The sequence below is a fragment of the Pseudomonas sp. genome (assembly GCF_049301935.1).
In the GTDB taxonomy this organism is placed as follows: domain Bacteria; phylum Pseudomonadota; class Gammaproteobacteria; order Pseudomonadales; family Pseudomonadaceae; genus Aquipseudomonas.
This window is the reverse complement of record NZ_JBAQLP010000069.1, coordinates 1-15,846: the sequence shown is the minus strand read 5'-3', so window position 1 is coordinate 15,846 and position 15,846 is coordinate 1. Positions and strand designations below refer to the sequence as shown.

The window sequence follows — 15,846 nt, the reverse complement described above, 5'->3', positions numbered from 1 at the left end:
CCTTCACGCACGATAATGCGCATGGTGGCATCGAGAATGGCCTGGCGACGCTGTTCACTGCCCTGACGGCTGGCTTTGCGGCCCTGGTACTGCACGCTCTCGGCAACGGCGTTGGCCACCAGGGTGGCACTTTCTGGGGCGGGCTTGACGGTCACAGCAAGACGATCCTCTGTCGGTTATTCACGATCACTAATGCCTTAGTCAATAAATCGCAAAATTAATCCACTGGCCGTTAATAAAAAACGCCGCCATGGCTGGCCGGCCAGAAAAAACCAGTTAATAAAAAGCCGCCCGGAGGCGGCTTATCAGCATTAGGCTTGCGGGCGCATATGCGGGAACAGGATCACGTCACGGATCGATGGCGAGTTGGTCAGCAGCATGACCAGACGGTCGATACCAATGCCCTCACCGGCGGTCGGCGGCATGCCGTATTCCAGGGCGCGGACGAAGTCGGCGTCATAGTGCATGGCTTCATCGTCGCCGGCATCCTTGTCGGCCACCTGCTGCATAAAGCGCGCAGCCTGGTCTTCCGCGTCGTTGAGTTCGGAGTAGGCGTTGGCGATCTCGCGGCCACCGATAAACAGCTCGAAGCGGTCGGTAACGCTCGGATCATCATCACTACGACGGGCCAGCGGCGAGACTTCAAACGGGTAGCGAGTAATGAAGTGCGGCTGCTCCAGCTTGTGCTCGACCAGCTCCTCGAAACTCATCACCTGCAACTTGCCCAGGCCTTCGAAGCCCAGCACCTTGGCGCCGGCTTTTTTGGCGATTTCACGGGCGCGGTCGAGGTCGGTCAGGTCGGCAGCGCTCAGCTCAGGGTTGTACTTGAGGATGGAGTCGAACACCGACAGACGCACGAACGGCTCGCCGAAGTGGAACAGCTTGTCGCCATACGGCACGTCGGTAGTTCCCAGAACCAGCTGGGCCAGCTCGCGGAACAGCTCCTCGGTCAGGTCCATGTTGTCTTCATAGTCGGCGTAGGCCTGGTAGAACTCCAGCATGGTGAACTCGGGGTTGTGCCGGGTCGACACGCCTTCGTTACGGAAGTTGCGGTTGATCTCGAAGACCTTCTCGAAGCCGCCAACCACCAGACGCTTGAGGTACAGCTCCGGCGCAATACGCAGGAACATCTGCATATCCAGGGCGTTGTGGTGGGTCTCGAACGGCTTGGCCGCCGCGCCGCCAGGAATGGTCTGCAGCATCGGCGTTTCCACTTCGAGAAAGTCGCGCTGCATCAGAAAGCTGCGGATATGCGCGATGACTTGCGAACGCACGCGGAAGGTCTGGCGTACCTCCTCGTTTACCATCAGGTCGACGTAGCGCTGACGGTAGCGCTGCTCGGTGTCGGTCAGGCCGTGATGCTTGTCCGGCAACGGGCGCAGCGACTTGGTCAGCAGGCGCACGTCGGTCATTTCCACATACAGGTCGCCCTTGCCGGAACGGGCCAGGGTGCCCACGGCAGAGATGATGTCGCCCAGGTCCCAGTGCTTGACCGCTTCCAGGGTCTCTTCGGGCAGGGTCTTGCGGTTGACATAGACCTGGATGCGCCCGGTCATGTCCTGAATCACCATAAACGAGCCACGGTTGAGCATGATGCGCCCGGCTACTTTGACCGCAATGGCCGCCTCGGCCAGCTCTTCCTTGGTCTTCTCGGCGTACTGTTTCTGCAGGTCGGCACAGTAGTTGTCGCGGCGAAAATCATTCGGAAAGGCGTTGCCCTGCTCACGGATGGCCGCAAGCTTTTCCTTGCGTTGGGCAACCAGCTTGTTTTCTTCCTGCTGCTGGTCTTCGTGGGAAAGGGCTTGTGGGTCGAGTTGTTGGTCGCTCATGGTCGTTTCAATCTCCCTGACGCGTAAATGCCAATGTGGTTTGGTAGGCACCAGCTTGCTGGCGATGCTCTTTGCTGGCGAGTCGGCGCAATGTTGGGCGCCGAATCGCCAGCAAGCTGGCTCCTACAGGATTGGGTTCTAGGCTTAAAGCCCTTGCTTCAGGCTGGCCACGAGGTATTCGTCGATATCGCCGTCAAGCACCTTGTCGCAGTCGCTGCGCTCGATATTGGTGCGCAGATCCTTGATCCGCGAGGCATCCAGTACATAGGAGCGAATCTGGTGGCCCCAGCCGATATCCGACTTGCTGTCTTCCAGCACCTGGGAGGCGGCGTTGCGCTTCTGCACTTCCTGCTCGTACAAACGTGCACGCAGCATCTTCATCGCGGTGTCTTTGTTGGCGTGCTGGGAACGTTCGTTCTGGCAGCTGACCACCGTGTTGCTCGGTACGTGGGTGATCCGTACCGCCGAATCGGTGGTGTTGACGTGCTGACCACCGGCACCGGATGAACGATAGGTGTCGATACGCAGATCGGCCGGGTTGATCTCGATTTCGATGTTGTCATCGATTTCCGGGGAGACGAACACCGCGGTAAACGAGGTGTGGCGACGGTTGCCGGAGTCGAACGGGCTCTTGCGCACCAAACGGTGCACGCCGATCTCGGTACGCAACCAGCCAAAGGCGTATTCGCCCTTGATATGCAGGGTCGCGCCCTTGATCCCGGCGACTTCACCGGCGGACAGTTCCATGATGGTGGCGTCGAAACCGCGCTTGTCGGCCCAGCGCAGGTACATGCGCAGCAGCATATTGGCCCAGTCCTGGGCTTCGGTGCCGCCAGAGCCGGCCTGGATATCCAGGTAGGCGTTGTTGGGGTCCATCTCACCGCTGAACATGCGGCGGAATTCGAGCTTTTCGAGGATCTCGCGCAGGCGTTCGATCTCGGCGGCCACGTCATTCACCGCGCCTTCGTCGTCTTCTTCGACGGCCATATCGAGCAGATCGCGCGAATCGGCAAGGCTGCCGTGCAGGTCATCCAGGGTGTCGACGATCAGCGCCAGGGAAGCGCGTTCACGCCCCAGGTTCTGCGCGTACTCCGGGTTGTTCCAGACGTTGGGGTCTTCGAGTTCGCGGTTTACTTCGACCAGACGATCATGTTTGTGATCGTAGTCAAAGATACCCCCGAATGGTCTGGGTGCGCTCGGACAGGTCCTTGATGCTATTAAGGATCGGGTTGATTTCCATGGCTGGCAGCACTCGTAGGTCAAACTTTCGGAAAAGCCGGCGAGTATAGCCCAATCGAATCCGCCCTTGCAGCCCGCAATTGGCGCTGGCGCACAGCAAGGCAGACCAACGGCGCACTATACTCAAGCGCACCTGTACAATGCCTGCCCGTCCCCAGGAGCCGTCGTGCCATGCGTTCATCGCACAGCCTGCGTAGTCGTTTCGCCATCCTGATCGCCCTGCTGGTCGCCAGCCTGAGCTGGTTGCTCGGCACCCTGATTGGCAATGACGCCACCCAGCGCATCCGCGAAGAGGTCGGCCGCGACCTCGCCGAAGTCTCCTTTATGATGGTCGACCGCCTGGATCGCGACATGCAGAGCCGCGCCGCCATGCTGCAGGTGATCGGCAAACTGCGCGCACTGACCGAACCGGACGATATCGTCGAGGTTCGCGTACTGCTCGACCGCCTGCAGAGCGAGTTCCCCAGCATCGCCTGGATCGGCTTTAGCGATGCGCAGGGCAAGGTATTGGCCTCCAGCGATGGTGTACTGGAAGGCGCCAGCATCGCCCAGCGGCCGGTGTATCTGGAAGCACAGCAAGACGTATTTATCGGCGATGTACATGAAGCCGTGCTGCTGGCCAAGCTGCTGCCCAACCCGACCGGCGAGGCGATGAAATTCGTCGATATCAGCCTGCCGGTGTTCGCTCCAGATGGCCGCCTGGTGGGCGTGCTCGCATCGCACCTGTCCTGGTCATGGGCCGACGAAGTGCGCCTGGCCATCCTCGGGCCGATCCAGAAGCGCCGTAATATTGAGTTCTTCGTGATCGGCCAGGACCGCACCATCCTCCTCGCGCCCAGAGAAATGATCGGCCAGCGCCTGCACCTGCCCGCCCTTAATCAACTGACGCAGCGCAACGACTTCTGGGCTGTGCAGAAATGGCCGGACGGCAAGCAATACCTCACTGGCCTGGCACTGAGCCGGGGCTATAAGGATTACAAGGGCCTGGGCTGGACGGTGATCGCCCGCCAGCCGCTGGATGAGGCCTATGCCCCGGCGCGCGAAACCAGGCATTACATCCTGCTGTGGGGGAGTGGCCTGGCGCTGCTGTTCGCACTACTCGGCTGGCTGCTGGCCGGCTACTTCACCCGCCCACTGCGGCAGATCGCCGAGGCGGCGGACCGCCTCAGCGACGGTGAAATCAGCGCGATTCCCGAGCTGAAAGGCACCCGCGAGATCGAGATGCTCAACCATTCAATTCGTCACCTGGTGGAAAGCCTGACCCATCAGCAAAACGCCCTCGGCGTCATGCAGGACCTCGCTCACCACGACGCGCTCACCGGGCTGCCCAACCGCGTCGCCCTGGAAAGCTATCTGCCGCGCGCGCAACAACGCAGCCAGACCAGCGGCAACTGCCTGGCGTTGTTCTATCTGGACCTGGACGGTTTCAAGCCGATCAACGACCAGTTCGGTCATGCGGCCGGCGATCAGCTGCTACGCGAGGTGGCACTGCGCCTGCGCGGCTGCCTGCGCGAAGGTGACCTGGTCGCACGCCTGGGCGGTGATGAGTTCCTGATGGTGCTGCAAGTGCCGGCTGGCGAAGCCCTGCCGCAGGCGCAGCTGGTGGCCGAACGCACCCTGGCAGCGCTGAGTGCACCGGTTGACCTGGGTAACCATCAGGCCAAGGTTGGCTGCAGCATCGGTGGTGCGCTCTGGCCACTGGACAGCAGTAACCTGGCCGAAGCGCTGGAACTGGCCGACCAGGCCATGTACCGGGCAAAACATGCCGGCAAGCACTGCGTGGTGTTCCACACCGCCTACAAACACTGAGACTTTTAGCCTGTAGAGGCCGCAACAGCTCCGCACACCCCACGCCATTTCGCTAGATCAGCGGCACCAACTTGTCGCCAGCGCCGCCCAGCCGCGGGTTGAGAACCGCCCCGCGCCCTGCTGCGCATCGGTGTCAACCCCGTAACGGGCGCGAGCGGGATTAGCCAGGCTCGCGCGCTCACCCCCTTATTGGGGGCTTTGTAGCCATTGCGTGTCGCATGCACGCGCTGGGTTGGCGCTGAGCGCAGCGCAGCCCAACAGGCGTTGGCATAGATCGTTGGGGGTTGTCGCCTCGCAACACGCAATAGAGGCAGGGTCGTAGTGATGGCCGCCCGCTAGTCGCGCTCAGACCACATCACGCCACCGGTGGCCCAGTCGCCTTTTCTTACCTCGTCGAAAATCACATCAACCGCGCTGGCATCGCAGCCGAGGACCTTGGTCGAGGCATCGGTCAGGGCTTTGGCGTACTCGCGTTTGATCTCATCGCTGCGGCCTTCGAATATTTTGACCAGGAGGGTAGGCATCTAATTAATCCTCAAAACAGGGGAAACAGGACTGGTTAGATCGGTCACGGCGATCCGCTTGGCGCATGTGCGCGGGGCATTATGGCGTGAGTTGCGGTTTTTGGCTGCACTGCGCTGAGACGCTGAAATACCTGTAGGAGCGGCCTTGGCCGCGATGCTCTATGGCCTTGATCGCGGGCAAGCCCGCTCCTACAAAAGCATCACGCTTCTGTGTCAATAAAACAAAGGGCCGCATTAAGCGGCCCTTTGCAGGTACAGGCGGAATCAGCCGTGCTTGCGCCGACGCCACAGCCACAGCGCCAGCACGCCGAGGGTCAGCAGCAGCGGCACCAGGGCGATATTGAGCAGCTTGAGCGTACTGCCCAGGGCCTCGATATCGGCATTCAGTTGGTAGCGCACCTCGCGCAGTTCCTTGCGGATCGCCAGCTTCTGCTGCACAAACTGCTGCACCGCGGCCTGTTGCTCGGGGGTCAGCTCCAGGGCTTTGCTCGGATCATCGCTGCGCTGCAGGGCCGCGAGCTTCTGCTCGGTGTCGGCCAACTGGGTTTGCAGGGCCTGTTCCTGCTCGCGGAACTTGACCTCGGCCTCCCGCTGGATGGCGTCCACCACCTCGAACGGACGGGTAAAGCGACCGCGCGAACGCACGCTGATCAACGCTTCGGAGCCGGCCAGGTTGTCCAGGGCGTTGATCGCAAAGCCGGCGTTATCGGCCCAGGGCTGCGGAATGCGCTGACCGAAGAAGTCCTGCACCTGCACCCACATGCGGTCGGTGAGCATGTCGGTGTCGGCCACGACGATCACGTTGATATTGTCCGCCTGTTTAAGGCCATCCTTGTGCCCTTCGATGCCTTCAGGGAAGGCCGTTTGCGCCGGGCCGCTGATGCGCGCGGCCAGGGTGTAGCGCTCGCCAGTGGGTTGCAGCTCGCGGATCAGCTCTTCCGGATTGGCCAGCATGCCGAAGCGTTTGGCATCAAAGGGCATGGCGTACTGCGAGCTGCGCATCAGCGGGGTGAACTGGGTTTTCGCGCCTTCCAGCGGCTCCAGTATGCCGGCGGTGGCCACCGTGACGGTTTCCAGCGAGGCGGTGCTGATGTCCTCGGCATCCAGGGCACGCTTCGGCAGCGTCAGCCAGGCGGCATGGCGTACCGGGCGTTGGCCCTGGCCCATGCTCACCGACATGGCGTAGGAGCCGTCGCCGAGCACCTGATCCGGCAGCATGCGCAGGCCCCAGGCCTTGAACAATTCCGGCAGGTCAGAAGTCTTGTCGATGACCATTTCGCCGGGCATTTCGGCCTGGGTATCGGCCTCGCTGAACGGGTCGACGAAAGTCAGCAACTTGCCGCCACGCAGGACGAACTGGTCAATTGCATACAGGGTTTGCTCGGGCAGCTGCTTGGGATGAATCAGCAACAGCACCGAGACGTTCTCGGGGATCAGGTCGACATCGCGCTTAAGGCTTTCGATCTGGAACAGCTGACGGATTTCCTCGATCAGCATCCAGGCCGGCGTCGGCTGGCGCGCGGCCATGTCGAAGCCGCCGTTGACCTGCAGGCCGGCGAGTACGCCGACCACCGGCCGCTCGGGCGTGGCCAGGCTTTGCACCAGACGGCTGAGCTCGTATTCAAGGAACTCTTCCTGGTCCAGGGCGAAGAACGGGATCACCTGGGTCTGGCCTTCGGCGTTCTTGCCGGCCAGGCCGAAGTAGATCGAGTCGCCGCCCTGCTGCAGCGGGATGCCCTGCAGACCGAATTCGGCGGCCTGGTCTTCCTCGGCGGAGAACGGCGCCGGGTCGATGATCTTCAGTTTGAGCTTGTCTGCGGCCTCGCGCTGGTAGGCCTTGAGCATTTCCTCGACACGCTTGGCGTAGGTGCGCAGCGCCGGCAGATCCTTGGTGGCGGTGTCGGAGTAGAAGAAGTTCAGCTCCACCGGCTCGTCCAGCTCGGCGAGAATCTGCTCGGTGCCGCTGGAGAGGGTGTAGAGCTTCTGCTCGGTCAGATCCAGGCGCAGGCCACTGAGGCTGACGCTGGAGAACAGGTTAAAGGCGAGAAACGCCAGGGCAATGAGTGCGAGCCCGGCGCTGGAAACCATCAGCTTTTTCATGGGCGGCCTCAGTCAGCTTTCTTCAGGTCGATAACCACCGCAGTCGCGGCCAACCAGGCGGCGATCAGGGTGAGGAAATACAGCAGGTCGCGCAGGTCGATCACGCCCTTGCTAATCGCATCGAAACGAGTCAGGAAGCTCAGCGAAGCCACGGCATCCACCAACCATTGCGGCGCCCAGCCACTGAAGGCGTCGAGCACCATCGGGAAGCCGCTGACGATAAACAGGAAGCACAGGCCAACCGCGAGGATAAAGGCGATCACCTGGTTCTTTGCCAGCGCCGACATGCACGAGCCAATCGCCAGATAGGCACCGGCCAGCAGCCAGCTGCCGATATAACCGGTGATGATCGCGCCGTTGTCCGGCTCACCCAGGTAGTTGACGGTGATGATCATCGGGAAGGTCAGCAGCAGCGCCAGCCCGGCAAAGGCCCAGGCGGCGAGGAACTTGCCGGTGACCGCGTCGAAGCGGGTGATCGGCAGGGTCATCAGCAGCTCGATGGTGCCGCTCTTGCGCTCCTCGGCCCACAGGCGCATGGCTATCGCCGGCACCAGGAACAGGTACAGCCAGGGGTGGAAGTTGAAGAACGGCGCCAGGTTAGCCTGGCCGCTCTCGAAGAAGCCGCCCAGGTAGAAGGTGAACACCCCGGACAGCACCAGAAAAATCAGGATAAACACGTAAGCCAGCGGCGTGGCGAAGTAGCTCGCCAGCTCGCGTTTGAAGATCACCGACAGCTTGGTCATACGCTCTCCCCCCGGGTCAGGCTGCGGAACACTTCATCCAGCCGCCCGCGTTCGACATTCAACTCCTTAACCTGCCAACCGCGTTCGGCGATCAGCGCATTGACCTGCGGGAAGATCACCTCACCCGGTTTGGCCAGGATGCTCAGGCTGTGCTCCAGGTGGTTTTCTTCCACGCAGGCAACCCCCGGCAAGGCAGCCAGAGCGGCCTGATCGAGCGGCTCTGCGGCCACCAGGGTGACGGCCTGGTGATAGCGCGAGCGGCTCTCCAGCTCCAGCGGCGTGCCATCGGCCAGCAGCTTGCCATGGGCGATCACCACCGCGCGGGTGCACACCGCTGAAACCTCTTCGAGGATGTGGGTGGAGATGATCACGATCTTGTCGTAGGCCAGGCTCTGGATCAGCTTGCGCACCTGATGCTTCTGGTTTGGGTCGAGGCCATCGGTGGGCTCGTCGAGGATCAGCACCTTGGGATCATGCAGAATCGCCTGGGCCAAGCCGACGCGGCGCTTAAAGCCTTTCGACAGGGTTTCAATCGACTGCTCAAGCACAGCGTCCAGCTCGACCTGAGCGACCGCCTTGGCCACCCGTTCGTGCTTCGCCGCACCTTTGAAACCGCGCACCTCGGCAATAAATTCGAGGAAGCTGCGCACCGTCATGTCGCCGTAGCACGGCGCGCCTTCGGGCAGATAACCGATCTGCCGCTGGGCCTTGAGGCGGTCTTTCTGGATATCGAAACCGAGGATGCTGGCGCTACCGGACGTCGGCGCAAGAAAGCCGGTGAGCATCTTCATGGTGGTGGATTTGCCGGCGCCGTTGGGGCCGAGAAAGCCCAGCACTTCACCGGGCTGAACGCTGAAGGACAGGTCGTCAACAGCCGTGTGCTGCGCAAAACGCTTGGTTAGGTTTTTTATTTCGATCATGGCCTCTCACCATTGCGGTAACAGGCCCTGCTTGCAGCCGGTACTGACGCAAGCCGGGCGCTTATGTGCCGGCGGACTATAAGGAGTCACGCGCGGCCAGCGCAAGCCAAGAACCGGCGGGTCATGTATCTGTTCGCTACCGCGCAACCAGGCGCTGCGTGAGTCACAGCCGCCTGCTCAAACAGGCGAACAGCGTCGAGAGGGTGAGCGGTGCCACGCGCAGAGTAATCAGGCACCGCCATAGTGGCGCGCCGCGTAACCCAGCAGGCGCTATGCCAGGTTGCGCCGATGGTGGGTTACGGCGCGACGGGTCTTGCTGGATCATCGCTATCGGCAGCACGCGCCTAACCCACCCTACGCGAGGTCGCTTAATCGCAGTAACAGCCGCTCTACAGCGTGCCGCGCAGGGCTTTCTCGAACAACTGACTGTATTGCGCAGCGCTAAAGGCAATCGGGTTGGTGCCGGCAGAGGGGTCGACCTCGGCCATCTGCCCGACCTGTTCGATGCGCGTGTCATCAATGCCGATCTCGCCCAGGCTGTGCGGGATGCCGACCTGCTCACGCAGCGCCAGCACCCACTCCAGCACCCCTGTGAAGCCAGGCTTGGTCAGGTTCAGGTAACGCGCCATTTTCTCCATCTGCGGCTCGATGCGCTCGCGGTTGGCCACCAGCACATAGGGCATCAGCACCGCGTTGAGCAGGCCATGGTGGGCGTCATATAGCGCGCCGAGTGGATGGGCCAGGGCATGCATGGCACCCAGGCCACGCTGGAATGCGGTGGCGCCCATGCTGGAGGCCACCAGCATCTGCAGGCGCGCCTCGACATCCGCCCCCTTGGCTACCGCGCGCGGCAGGTACTGCTGCACCAGGCGCATGCCTTCCAGGGCGATGCCTTCGGCCATGGGGTGGAACAACGGCGAGCAGAAGGCTTCCAGGTTGTGCGACAGCGCGTCCATGCCCGTGGCCGCGGTGATCTTGGCCGGCAGGCCGAGGGTCAGCTCCGGATCGAGGATCACCAGCGCCGGCAACATGCGCGCATGGAAGATGATGCGTTTGATATGCGCGGCATCGTCAGTGATCACCGAGGCGCGGCCGACTTCCGAGCCGGTGCCAGCGGTGGTTGGCACCGCGACCACCGGGGCCATGCCGGCGACATTGACGCGCTCACAGTTGTCGCCGATGTCCTCGAAATCCCACAGCGGTCGATCCTGGCCGACCATCAGGGCGATGGCCTTGCCGGCATCCAGCGCCGAGCCACCGCCAAAGGCGATCACCCCGTCATGGGCGCCAGCCTTGAATGCGGCCACCCCATCCATCACGTTCTGCCCGGTGGGGTTGCCCTTGATGCCATGGAACAGACCGGCCTTGAGGCCATCATCACGGCAGTGCAGCAACGCCCGATCGATCATCGGCAAGGCGGCCAGGCCGGGATCGGTGACCAACAGCGGCGCGCTCATGCCCAGTTGCCGGCAAGCCGCCGGAAGCTCGCCGATACGGCCAACGCCGACGCGCACCGAGGTCGGGTAATTCCAGTTCATGCGGTAGTGATTCAGGTCCATGGCGCGCCTCACAGCTGGGTCTTGAAGTGGAAGGATTTCGGCCGGGTCACATGCTCGAAGCCGACGCTGGACAGGCTGCAGCCGCGCCCGGAGTTCTTTACCCCGGTCCAGGCCAGTGCCGGATCGAGGTAATCACAGCGGTTGAGAAACACCGTGCCCGCCTGCACTCGGTCGGCCAGGGCCATGGCGGCGTCGACGTCACGGCTGAAGATGGCGGCGGTGAGGCCAAACTCGCTATCGTTCATCAGCGCCAGGGCCTCTTCGTCATCCTTGACCTTCTGGATGCCCACCACCGGGCCGAAGGATTCCTCGGTCATCACCCGCATGCCGTGGTGCACATTGGTCAGCACCTGCGGCGCCAGGTACTGCGAGCCGGGATGATCCAGGGCAAAGTCGGCTGGCACTATGTGCGCGGTAGCACCCTGCTCGATGGCATCGTGAATCTGCCCACGGACAAAATCCGCTGCTTCGGCACGCACCAACGGCCCAAGGGTGGTATCCGGGTCATCGGAGCGGCCCAGCTTGTATTGCTTGACCAACGCCACCGCCTGCTCGACGAAGGCGTCGTAGAGCGATTCGTGCACATAGATGCGTTCGATGCCGCAACAGGATTGCCCGGAGTTGAAGAACGCCCCGTCGATGCTGGTTTCCACCGCATGGGCCAGGTCGGCGTCGGCGCGCACATAGGCCGGGTCCTTACCGCCCAGCTCCAGGCCGATGCTGAGAAAGCGCCCCACCGCGACGCGCTCAACCATGGTGCCGCCCGGCACCGAGCCGGTGAAGGCGACGTGGGCGATGCTCGGCGCCTGGATCAGCGCCTCGGTTTCACCATGGCTCAGGTGCAGGTACTGAAATACCCCGTCCGGCAAACCGGCTTCGCTAAAGGCCTCGACCATGCGCTCGGCGCACAGCGGAGTTTGTGCCGAGTGTTTCAGCAACACCGCATTGCCGGCCAGCAGCGCCGGCATCACCGCGTTTACCGCCGTCAGATAGGGGTAATTCCACGGCGCGATCACCAGCGCCACGCCCAGCGGTTCACGGCGGATAAAGCGAATAAAACCGGGCTTTTCCGGCACCTGGATATCCGCCAGGGCCTGTTCGGCGATATCCGCCATATAGCTGGCACGCTCGACAAAGCCGCGCACTTCGCCGGCGGCATAGCGGATCGGCCGGCCCATCATCCAGCACAGCTCTTCGGCCAGCTGAGTTTCCTTGGCGGCGAACGCGGCAATCGCCTTGCGGCCGATGGCGATGCGCTCGGCCAGCGGGGTGTTCTTCCAGGCCTGCTGCGCCAGTTCGGCCTTGACCAGCGCCGCCTGAATTTCCGGATTGGAGGCCAGATGGCGCTCGACATACACCGAGCCATCGATGGGTGAAATGCATTGCAGTTTGCTCATTGAAAAGACTCCAGCAGCCCAACCAGCCTGGGCCGCGCTAGATAATTTCGAAGTAGCGATCCAACTCCCAGTCGCTGACATGCCGGCGGTATTCGCGCTCTTCCCACTCACGACTGGCGGCAAAGTGCTCGACAAACTCATCGCCAAACAGCTCCCGTGCCGCCGTCGAGGCCTTCAGCCGTTGCGCCGCATCCCACAGGGTGCGCGGCAGGGCCAGTTCTTCCGGGTGCTGCATGGCATAGGCATTACCCACCACTGGCGCGGTCGGTTCCCATTGCTGCATCACCCCGTACAGGCCCGAGCCGAGGGCCACCGAGAGGGCCAAAAACGGATTGCCGTCGGCCGCGCCCAGGCGATATTCCTGGCGCTGGGATTTGTCCGTACCGGGAATCACCCGTAGCGCAGCGGTGCGGTTTTCCACGCCCCAAGTGGCATCGGTGGGCGCCCAGAAGCCGGGAATCAGCCGCCGATAGCTGTTCAGCGTCGGCGCCACCATGCACAGTAACTCCGGCATCAGGCGCTGCTGCCCGGCGAGAAAGTGACGTTGCAGCTTGCTCATATTGTGCGCCTGGCTCGGATCAAAGAACGCCGACTTGCCGCTGGCCAGATCACGCAGGGACACATGAATGTGCCCACTCTGCCCCGGATACTTGCCCGACCACTTGGCCATAAAGGTGGCCATCAGGCCGTTGCGCTGGGCCAGCACCTTCATAAAGGTCTTGAACAGTGCGCCCTTGTCGGCGGCGGCTTCGGCGCGGTCATAGGCGATGGCGGCCTCCAGCACGCCGGGGCCGGTTTCGGTGTGCAGGCCTTCGATGGGAAAGTCCATGCGCTCGGCCATTTCGAGGATCTCGTGGTACAGCTCGGCGTGTACCGAGTTGCGAATCATCGAGTAGCCAAACCAGTCCGGGGTGAACGGCTTGAGGTTACGAAAACCCTTCTCGCGGGCCGACTCCGGGGTTTCATCGAACATAAAGAATTCGTATTCCAGGGCGGCAAAGGCATCAAAACCCATGGCCTTGCAGCGTTCGATCACCCGGCGCAGGGTGCCACGCGGGCAGACCTTCTCCGCCGCCTCGGCAAACTCGCAGATAAACAGCAGCATGCCGTTTTCGAAGGGTAAGTCGCGGCAGGTGTGCGGCAACACCCGCACCGGCGCGTCCGGGTAGCCGGTGTGCCAGCCGGTGTACTGGGCGTTGTCGTAGAGCTGGTCCTTGACGTCCCAGCCGAGCACCACATCGCAGAAGGCAAAGCCGCTGTCGAGGGCAGAGAAGAACTTGCTGCGACTGAGGTATTTGCCGCGCATCACCCCATCGTTATCGAACACCCCAACCTTGACATGGCTAAGGCCGCGCTCCTCGACAATGCGCTTGGCATCCTGAACGGTTTTCACGTCTCGCGGATTGAGCATAAATGCACCTGTCTCTTGTTGTTATGGCTGTCGTTATGGCCGACATCCGGTGTCAGTCCTGCAGGTAACAACAGCGTTTCAGGCGCCTCCCAACAACCCCTGCACAACGCGCCCGACCAGCAGCCACACCTGTTTAGAACACCCGGTAAAAAGCCTGTTCAGTGTGGTACAGGATTGCAGAGTTGGCTGGCTGATCCGGGAAATATCTGCCGCTGTCGCCGCACCACAGGCAGCAAAACGCCCGCACCTTGCGGCGCGGGCGTGGTGTTGCCGGCGGCTTAACGCGATCAACGATAGGGCGCGCCCGCCTTGGCCATCAGCGCGTTGTACTTCTTGAAGATCTCCACCACACGGGCGCAGCGCGGGCTGGTTTTGGCGATTTCATCCCAGAATTTCAGCGCCTCGGCTTCCACCGTGGCCCATTCCTCGGCGGCGATGGAGGTCAGTTGCAGCTTGCCGCCCTCGACCCGCAATTGCGCCTCGCCGCCCCAGTACCAGTGCTGGCGGTAGTAGTTGGAGCTGTCCATGCACAGCTTGAACAGGGTTTTCAGGTGCTCGGGCACCTCGGCCCATTTGTCCGAGTTGGCGAAGTAGGAGCCGCACCAGGCGCCGGAGATGTTGTTGGTGAGGAAGTATTTGGTCACGTTGGCCCAGCCGACGGTGTAGTCCTCGGTGATGCCGGACCAGGCAATGCCGTCCAGCTCGCCGGTCTGCATCGCCACTTCAACGTCTTCCCAGGGCAGCGTTACCGGGATCACGCCGAAACGGGTGAGGAACTTGCCGGCCGTGGGGAAGGTGAAGATGCGCTTGCCCTTGAGCTGCTCAAGCTTGGTGATCGGCTCCACCGTGGCGAAGTGGCAAGGGTCCCAGGCGCCGGCACCGAGCCAGGTCACGCCTTTGACTTCGCCATAGGCCTCGGCCCAAATCTCGTTGAGTCCGTACTGGTTGAACAGCACCGGGATATCCAGGCTGTAACGGGTGGCAAAGGGGAAGTAGCCGCCGAACACCGAGATATCCACCGGCGCGGCGATAGAGTCGTCATCACTCTGCACCGCATCGATGGTGCCCTTCTGCATGGCGCGAAACAGCTCGCCGGTGGGCACCAGCTGGTCGGCGTAATACAGCTGAATTTCCATCTCGCCATTGGCGGCCTTGTTGAAGGCATCGATGGAGGGTTTGATCACATGCTCGCCCAGCGCCGCGCCGGCATAGGTCTGCAGGCGCCAGACGATTTTCTTCGGCTCGGCGGCGTAGATATGCGCCGAACCCAATGCCGTTGCCCCTGCTGCCCCGGTGGCCACCGCGGCGGTTTTCAGAAAACTGCGTCTCGTACTCATGCTGTTATCTCCGATGTGTCGATTCAGATGGCATACAACCGCACTGCCTGGCCCACGGGGCACTGGCAGGGTTTTCAGAGGGGCAACCTGCACCTGATTGCGACAAAGCCCTTGAGGATTGCGTACGGCATAAGCAGCACAGGCCGTAGCAATCCTCACTGGCTTCTACAGGTACGACTGCGCTGGCCTACAGCTGAAGCTCATGTGCTCACCCACCGTAATGCCACTGCGGCAACCACAGGGCGATCTGCGGGAAGACCATGACCAGCACCAGCGCCAGCACCATGATCAGCACGAATGGGGTAACCGACACGTAGATGTCGCGCAGCGAGACTTCCGGCGGAGCCATGGCGCGCATCAGGAACAGGTTGTAGCCGAAGGGCGGAGTCATATAGGCGATCTGGCAGGTGATGGTGTAGAGCACGCCATACCAGACCAGATCAAAGCCCAGGGCACCAACCAGCGGGATATACAGCGGCGCGACTATCACCAGCATGGCGGTGTCATCGAGGAACATGCCCATGAGAATGAACGACAGCTGCATCAGGATCAGCACCTGCCAAGGCCCCAGGCCGAGGCTTTCGAGGAAGAATGCTTCAATCGCCTTGACCGCACCGAGGCCGTCGAACACCGCGCCAAAGCACAGCGCGGCGAGGATGATCCACATAAACATGCAGCTGATACCGAGGGTCTTGCGCAGGGTTTCTTCCATCACGCTGCGGGTCAAACGGCCCTTGACCAGCGCCATCAGGGTGGCCGCCGCCGCGCCGACTGCCGAGCTTTCCACCAGGCTGGTGATGCCCATCAGAAACAGCCCGGTCATGCAGAAGAAGATAAACAGCGGCGCGATCCCGGCCTTGAGCAACAGCAGCTTCTCGCGCCGGCTGATCTGCCCGCGCTCCTCCTCGGACAAGGCCGGTCCCAGCTCGGGCTGCAAGCGGCAACGAATGCCGATATACAGCACAAACAGGCCGGCCA

12 protein-coding genes and 1 pseudogene are annotated in these 15,846 nt (G+C 62.2%); 1 reads left to right on the top strand and 12 read right to left on the bottom strand.

Translation table 11 applies throughout. The features are described from left to right. The 3 genes and pseudogenes from WA145_RS10485 to prfB form a co-directional block, all read right to left on the bottom strand. Positions 1 to 155 (bottom strand): annotated as a pseudogene (locus WA145_RS10485) (TetR family transcriptional regulator); the annotation flags it as partial. 156 nt (positions 156 to 311) lie between these two features. Further along, positions 312 to 1,829 carry a lysine--tRNA ligase gene (lysS, locus tag WA145_RS10480; protein ID WP_422581524.1) on the bottom strand — a complete coding sequence of 506 codons (1,518 nt, stop codon included), beginning with the start codon at positions 1,827 to 1,829 and terminating at the stop codon, positions 312 to 314. Between the two features lie 144 nt (positions 1,830 to 1,973). Then, positions 1,974 to 3,069 (bottom strand): peptide chain release factor 2 gene (gene prfB / locus WA145_RS10475; protein ID WP_422581523.1). Its coding sequence is split into 2 segments (ribosomal slippage): positions 1,974 to 2,996 and positions 2,998 to 3,069, totalling 1,095 coding nucleotides; the frame shifts between segments, so codons are not numbered across the junction. Between the two features lie 170 nt (positions 3,070 to 3,239). Between prfB and WA145_RS10470 the strand changes: the two genes are divergently transcribed. Beyond that, complete coding sequence (locus WA145_RS10470) at positions 3,240 to 4,877, top strand: diguanylate cyclase domain-containing protein (RefSeq protein ID WP_422581522.1); 1,638 nt, start codon at positions 3,240 to 3,242, stop codon at positions 4,875 to 4,877. A 335-nt stretch (positions 4,878 to 5,212) separates the two neighbouring features. Here the strand turns inward: WA145_RS10470 and WA145_RS10465 are convergent, their stop codons facing one another. The 9 genes from WA145_RS10465 to WA145_RS10425 form a co-directional block, all read right to left on the bottom strand. Further along, positions 5,213 to 5,401 (bottom strand): 4-oxalocrotonate tautomerase, encoded by a 189-nt coding sequence (locus tag WA145_RS10465; protein WP_422581521.1) that lies wholly within the window; start codon positions 5,399 to 5,401, stop codon positions 5,213 to 5,215. Positions 5,402 to 5,665: 264 nt separating this feature from the next. Then, the gene (locus WA145_RS10460) at positions 5,666 to 7,501 is read right to left on the bottom strand and encodes a GldG family protein (protein ID WP_422581520.1); all 1,836 of its coding nucleotides are present in this window, start codon (positions 7,499 to 7,501) and stop codon (positions 5,666 to 5,668) included. An 8-nt stretch (positions 7,502 to 7,509) separates the two neighbouring features. Next, positions 7,510 to 8,244: an ABC transporter permease subunit gene (locus tag WA145_RS10455; RefSeq protein ID WP_422581519.1), complete on the bottom strand. Its 735-nt coding sequence runs from the start codon at positions 8,242 to 8,244 to the stop codon at positions 7,510 to 7,512. Then, the gene (locus tag WA145_RS10450; RefSeq protein ID WP_422581518.1) at positions 8,241 to 9,164 is read right to left on the bottom strand and encodes an ABC transporter ATP-binding protein; all 924 of its coding nucleotides are present in this window, start codon (positions 9,162 to 9,164) and stop codon (positions 8,241 to 8,243) included. The genes WA145_RS10455 and WA145_RS10450 overlap by 4 nt, the downstream gene beginning before the upstream one ends. A gap of 389 nt (positions 9,165 to 9,553) precedes the next feature. After that, the gene (locus tag WA145_RS10445; RefSeq protein WP_422581517.1) at positions 9,554 to 10,723 is read right to left on the bottom strand and encodes an iron-containing alcohol dehydrogenase; all 1,170 of its coding nucleotides are present in this window, start codon (positions 10,721 to 10,723) and stop codon (positions 9,554 to 9,556) included. 8 nt (positions 10,724 to 10,731) lie between these two features. After that, positions 10,732 to 12,120 carry an aldehyde dehydrogenase family protein gene (locus tag WA145_RS10440; RefSeq protein ID WP_422581516.1) on the bottom strand — a complete coding sequence of 463 codons (1,389 nt, stop codon included), beginning with the start codon at positions 12,118 to 12,120 and terminating at the stop codon, positions 10,732 to 10,734. Positions 12,121 to 12,157: 37 nt separating this feature from the next. Continuing rightward, entirely contained in the window at positions 12,158 to 13,531 is a 1,374-nt protein-coding gene (locus WA145_RS10435) for a glutamine synthetase family protein (RefSeq protein ID WP_422581515.1), read from the bottom strand. 287 nt (positions 13,532 to 13,818) lie between these two features. Beyond that, complete coding sequence (locus tag WA145_RS10430; protein ID WP_422581514.1) at positions 13,819 to 14,868, bottom strand: TRAP transporter substrate-binding protein; 1,050 nt, start codon at positions 14,866 to 14,868, stop codon at positions 13,819 to 13,821. Positions 14,869 to 15,076: 208 nt separating this feature from the next. Then, on the bottom strand, positions 15,077 to 15,846 hold a 770-nt coding region (locus WA145_RS10425), incomplete at its 5' end, for a TRAP transporter large permease subunit (protein ID WP_422581513.1).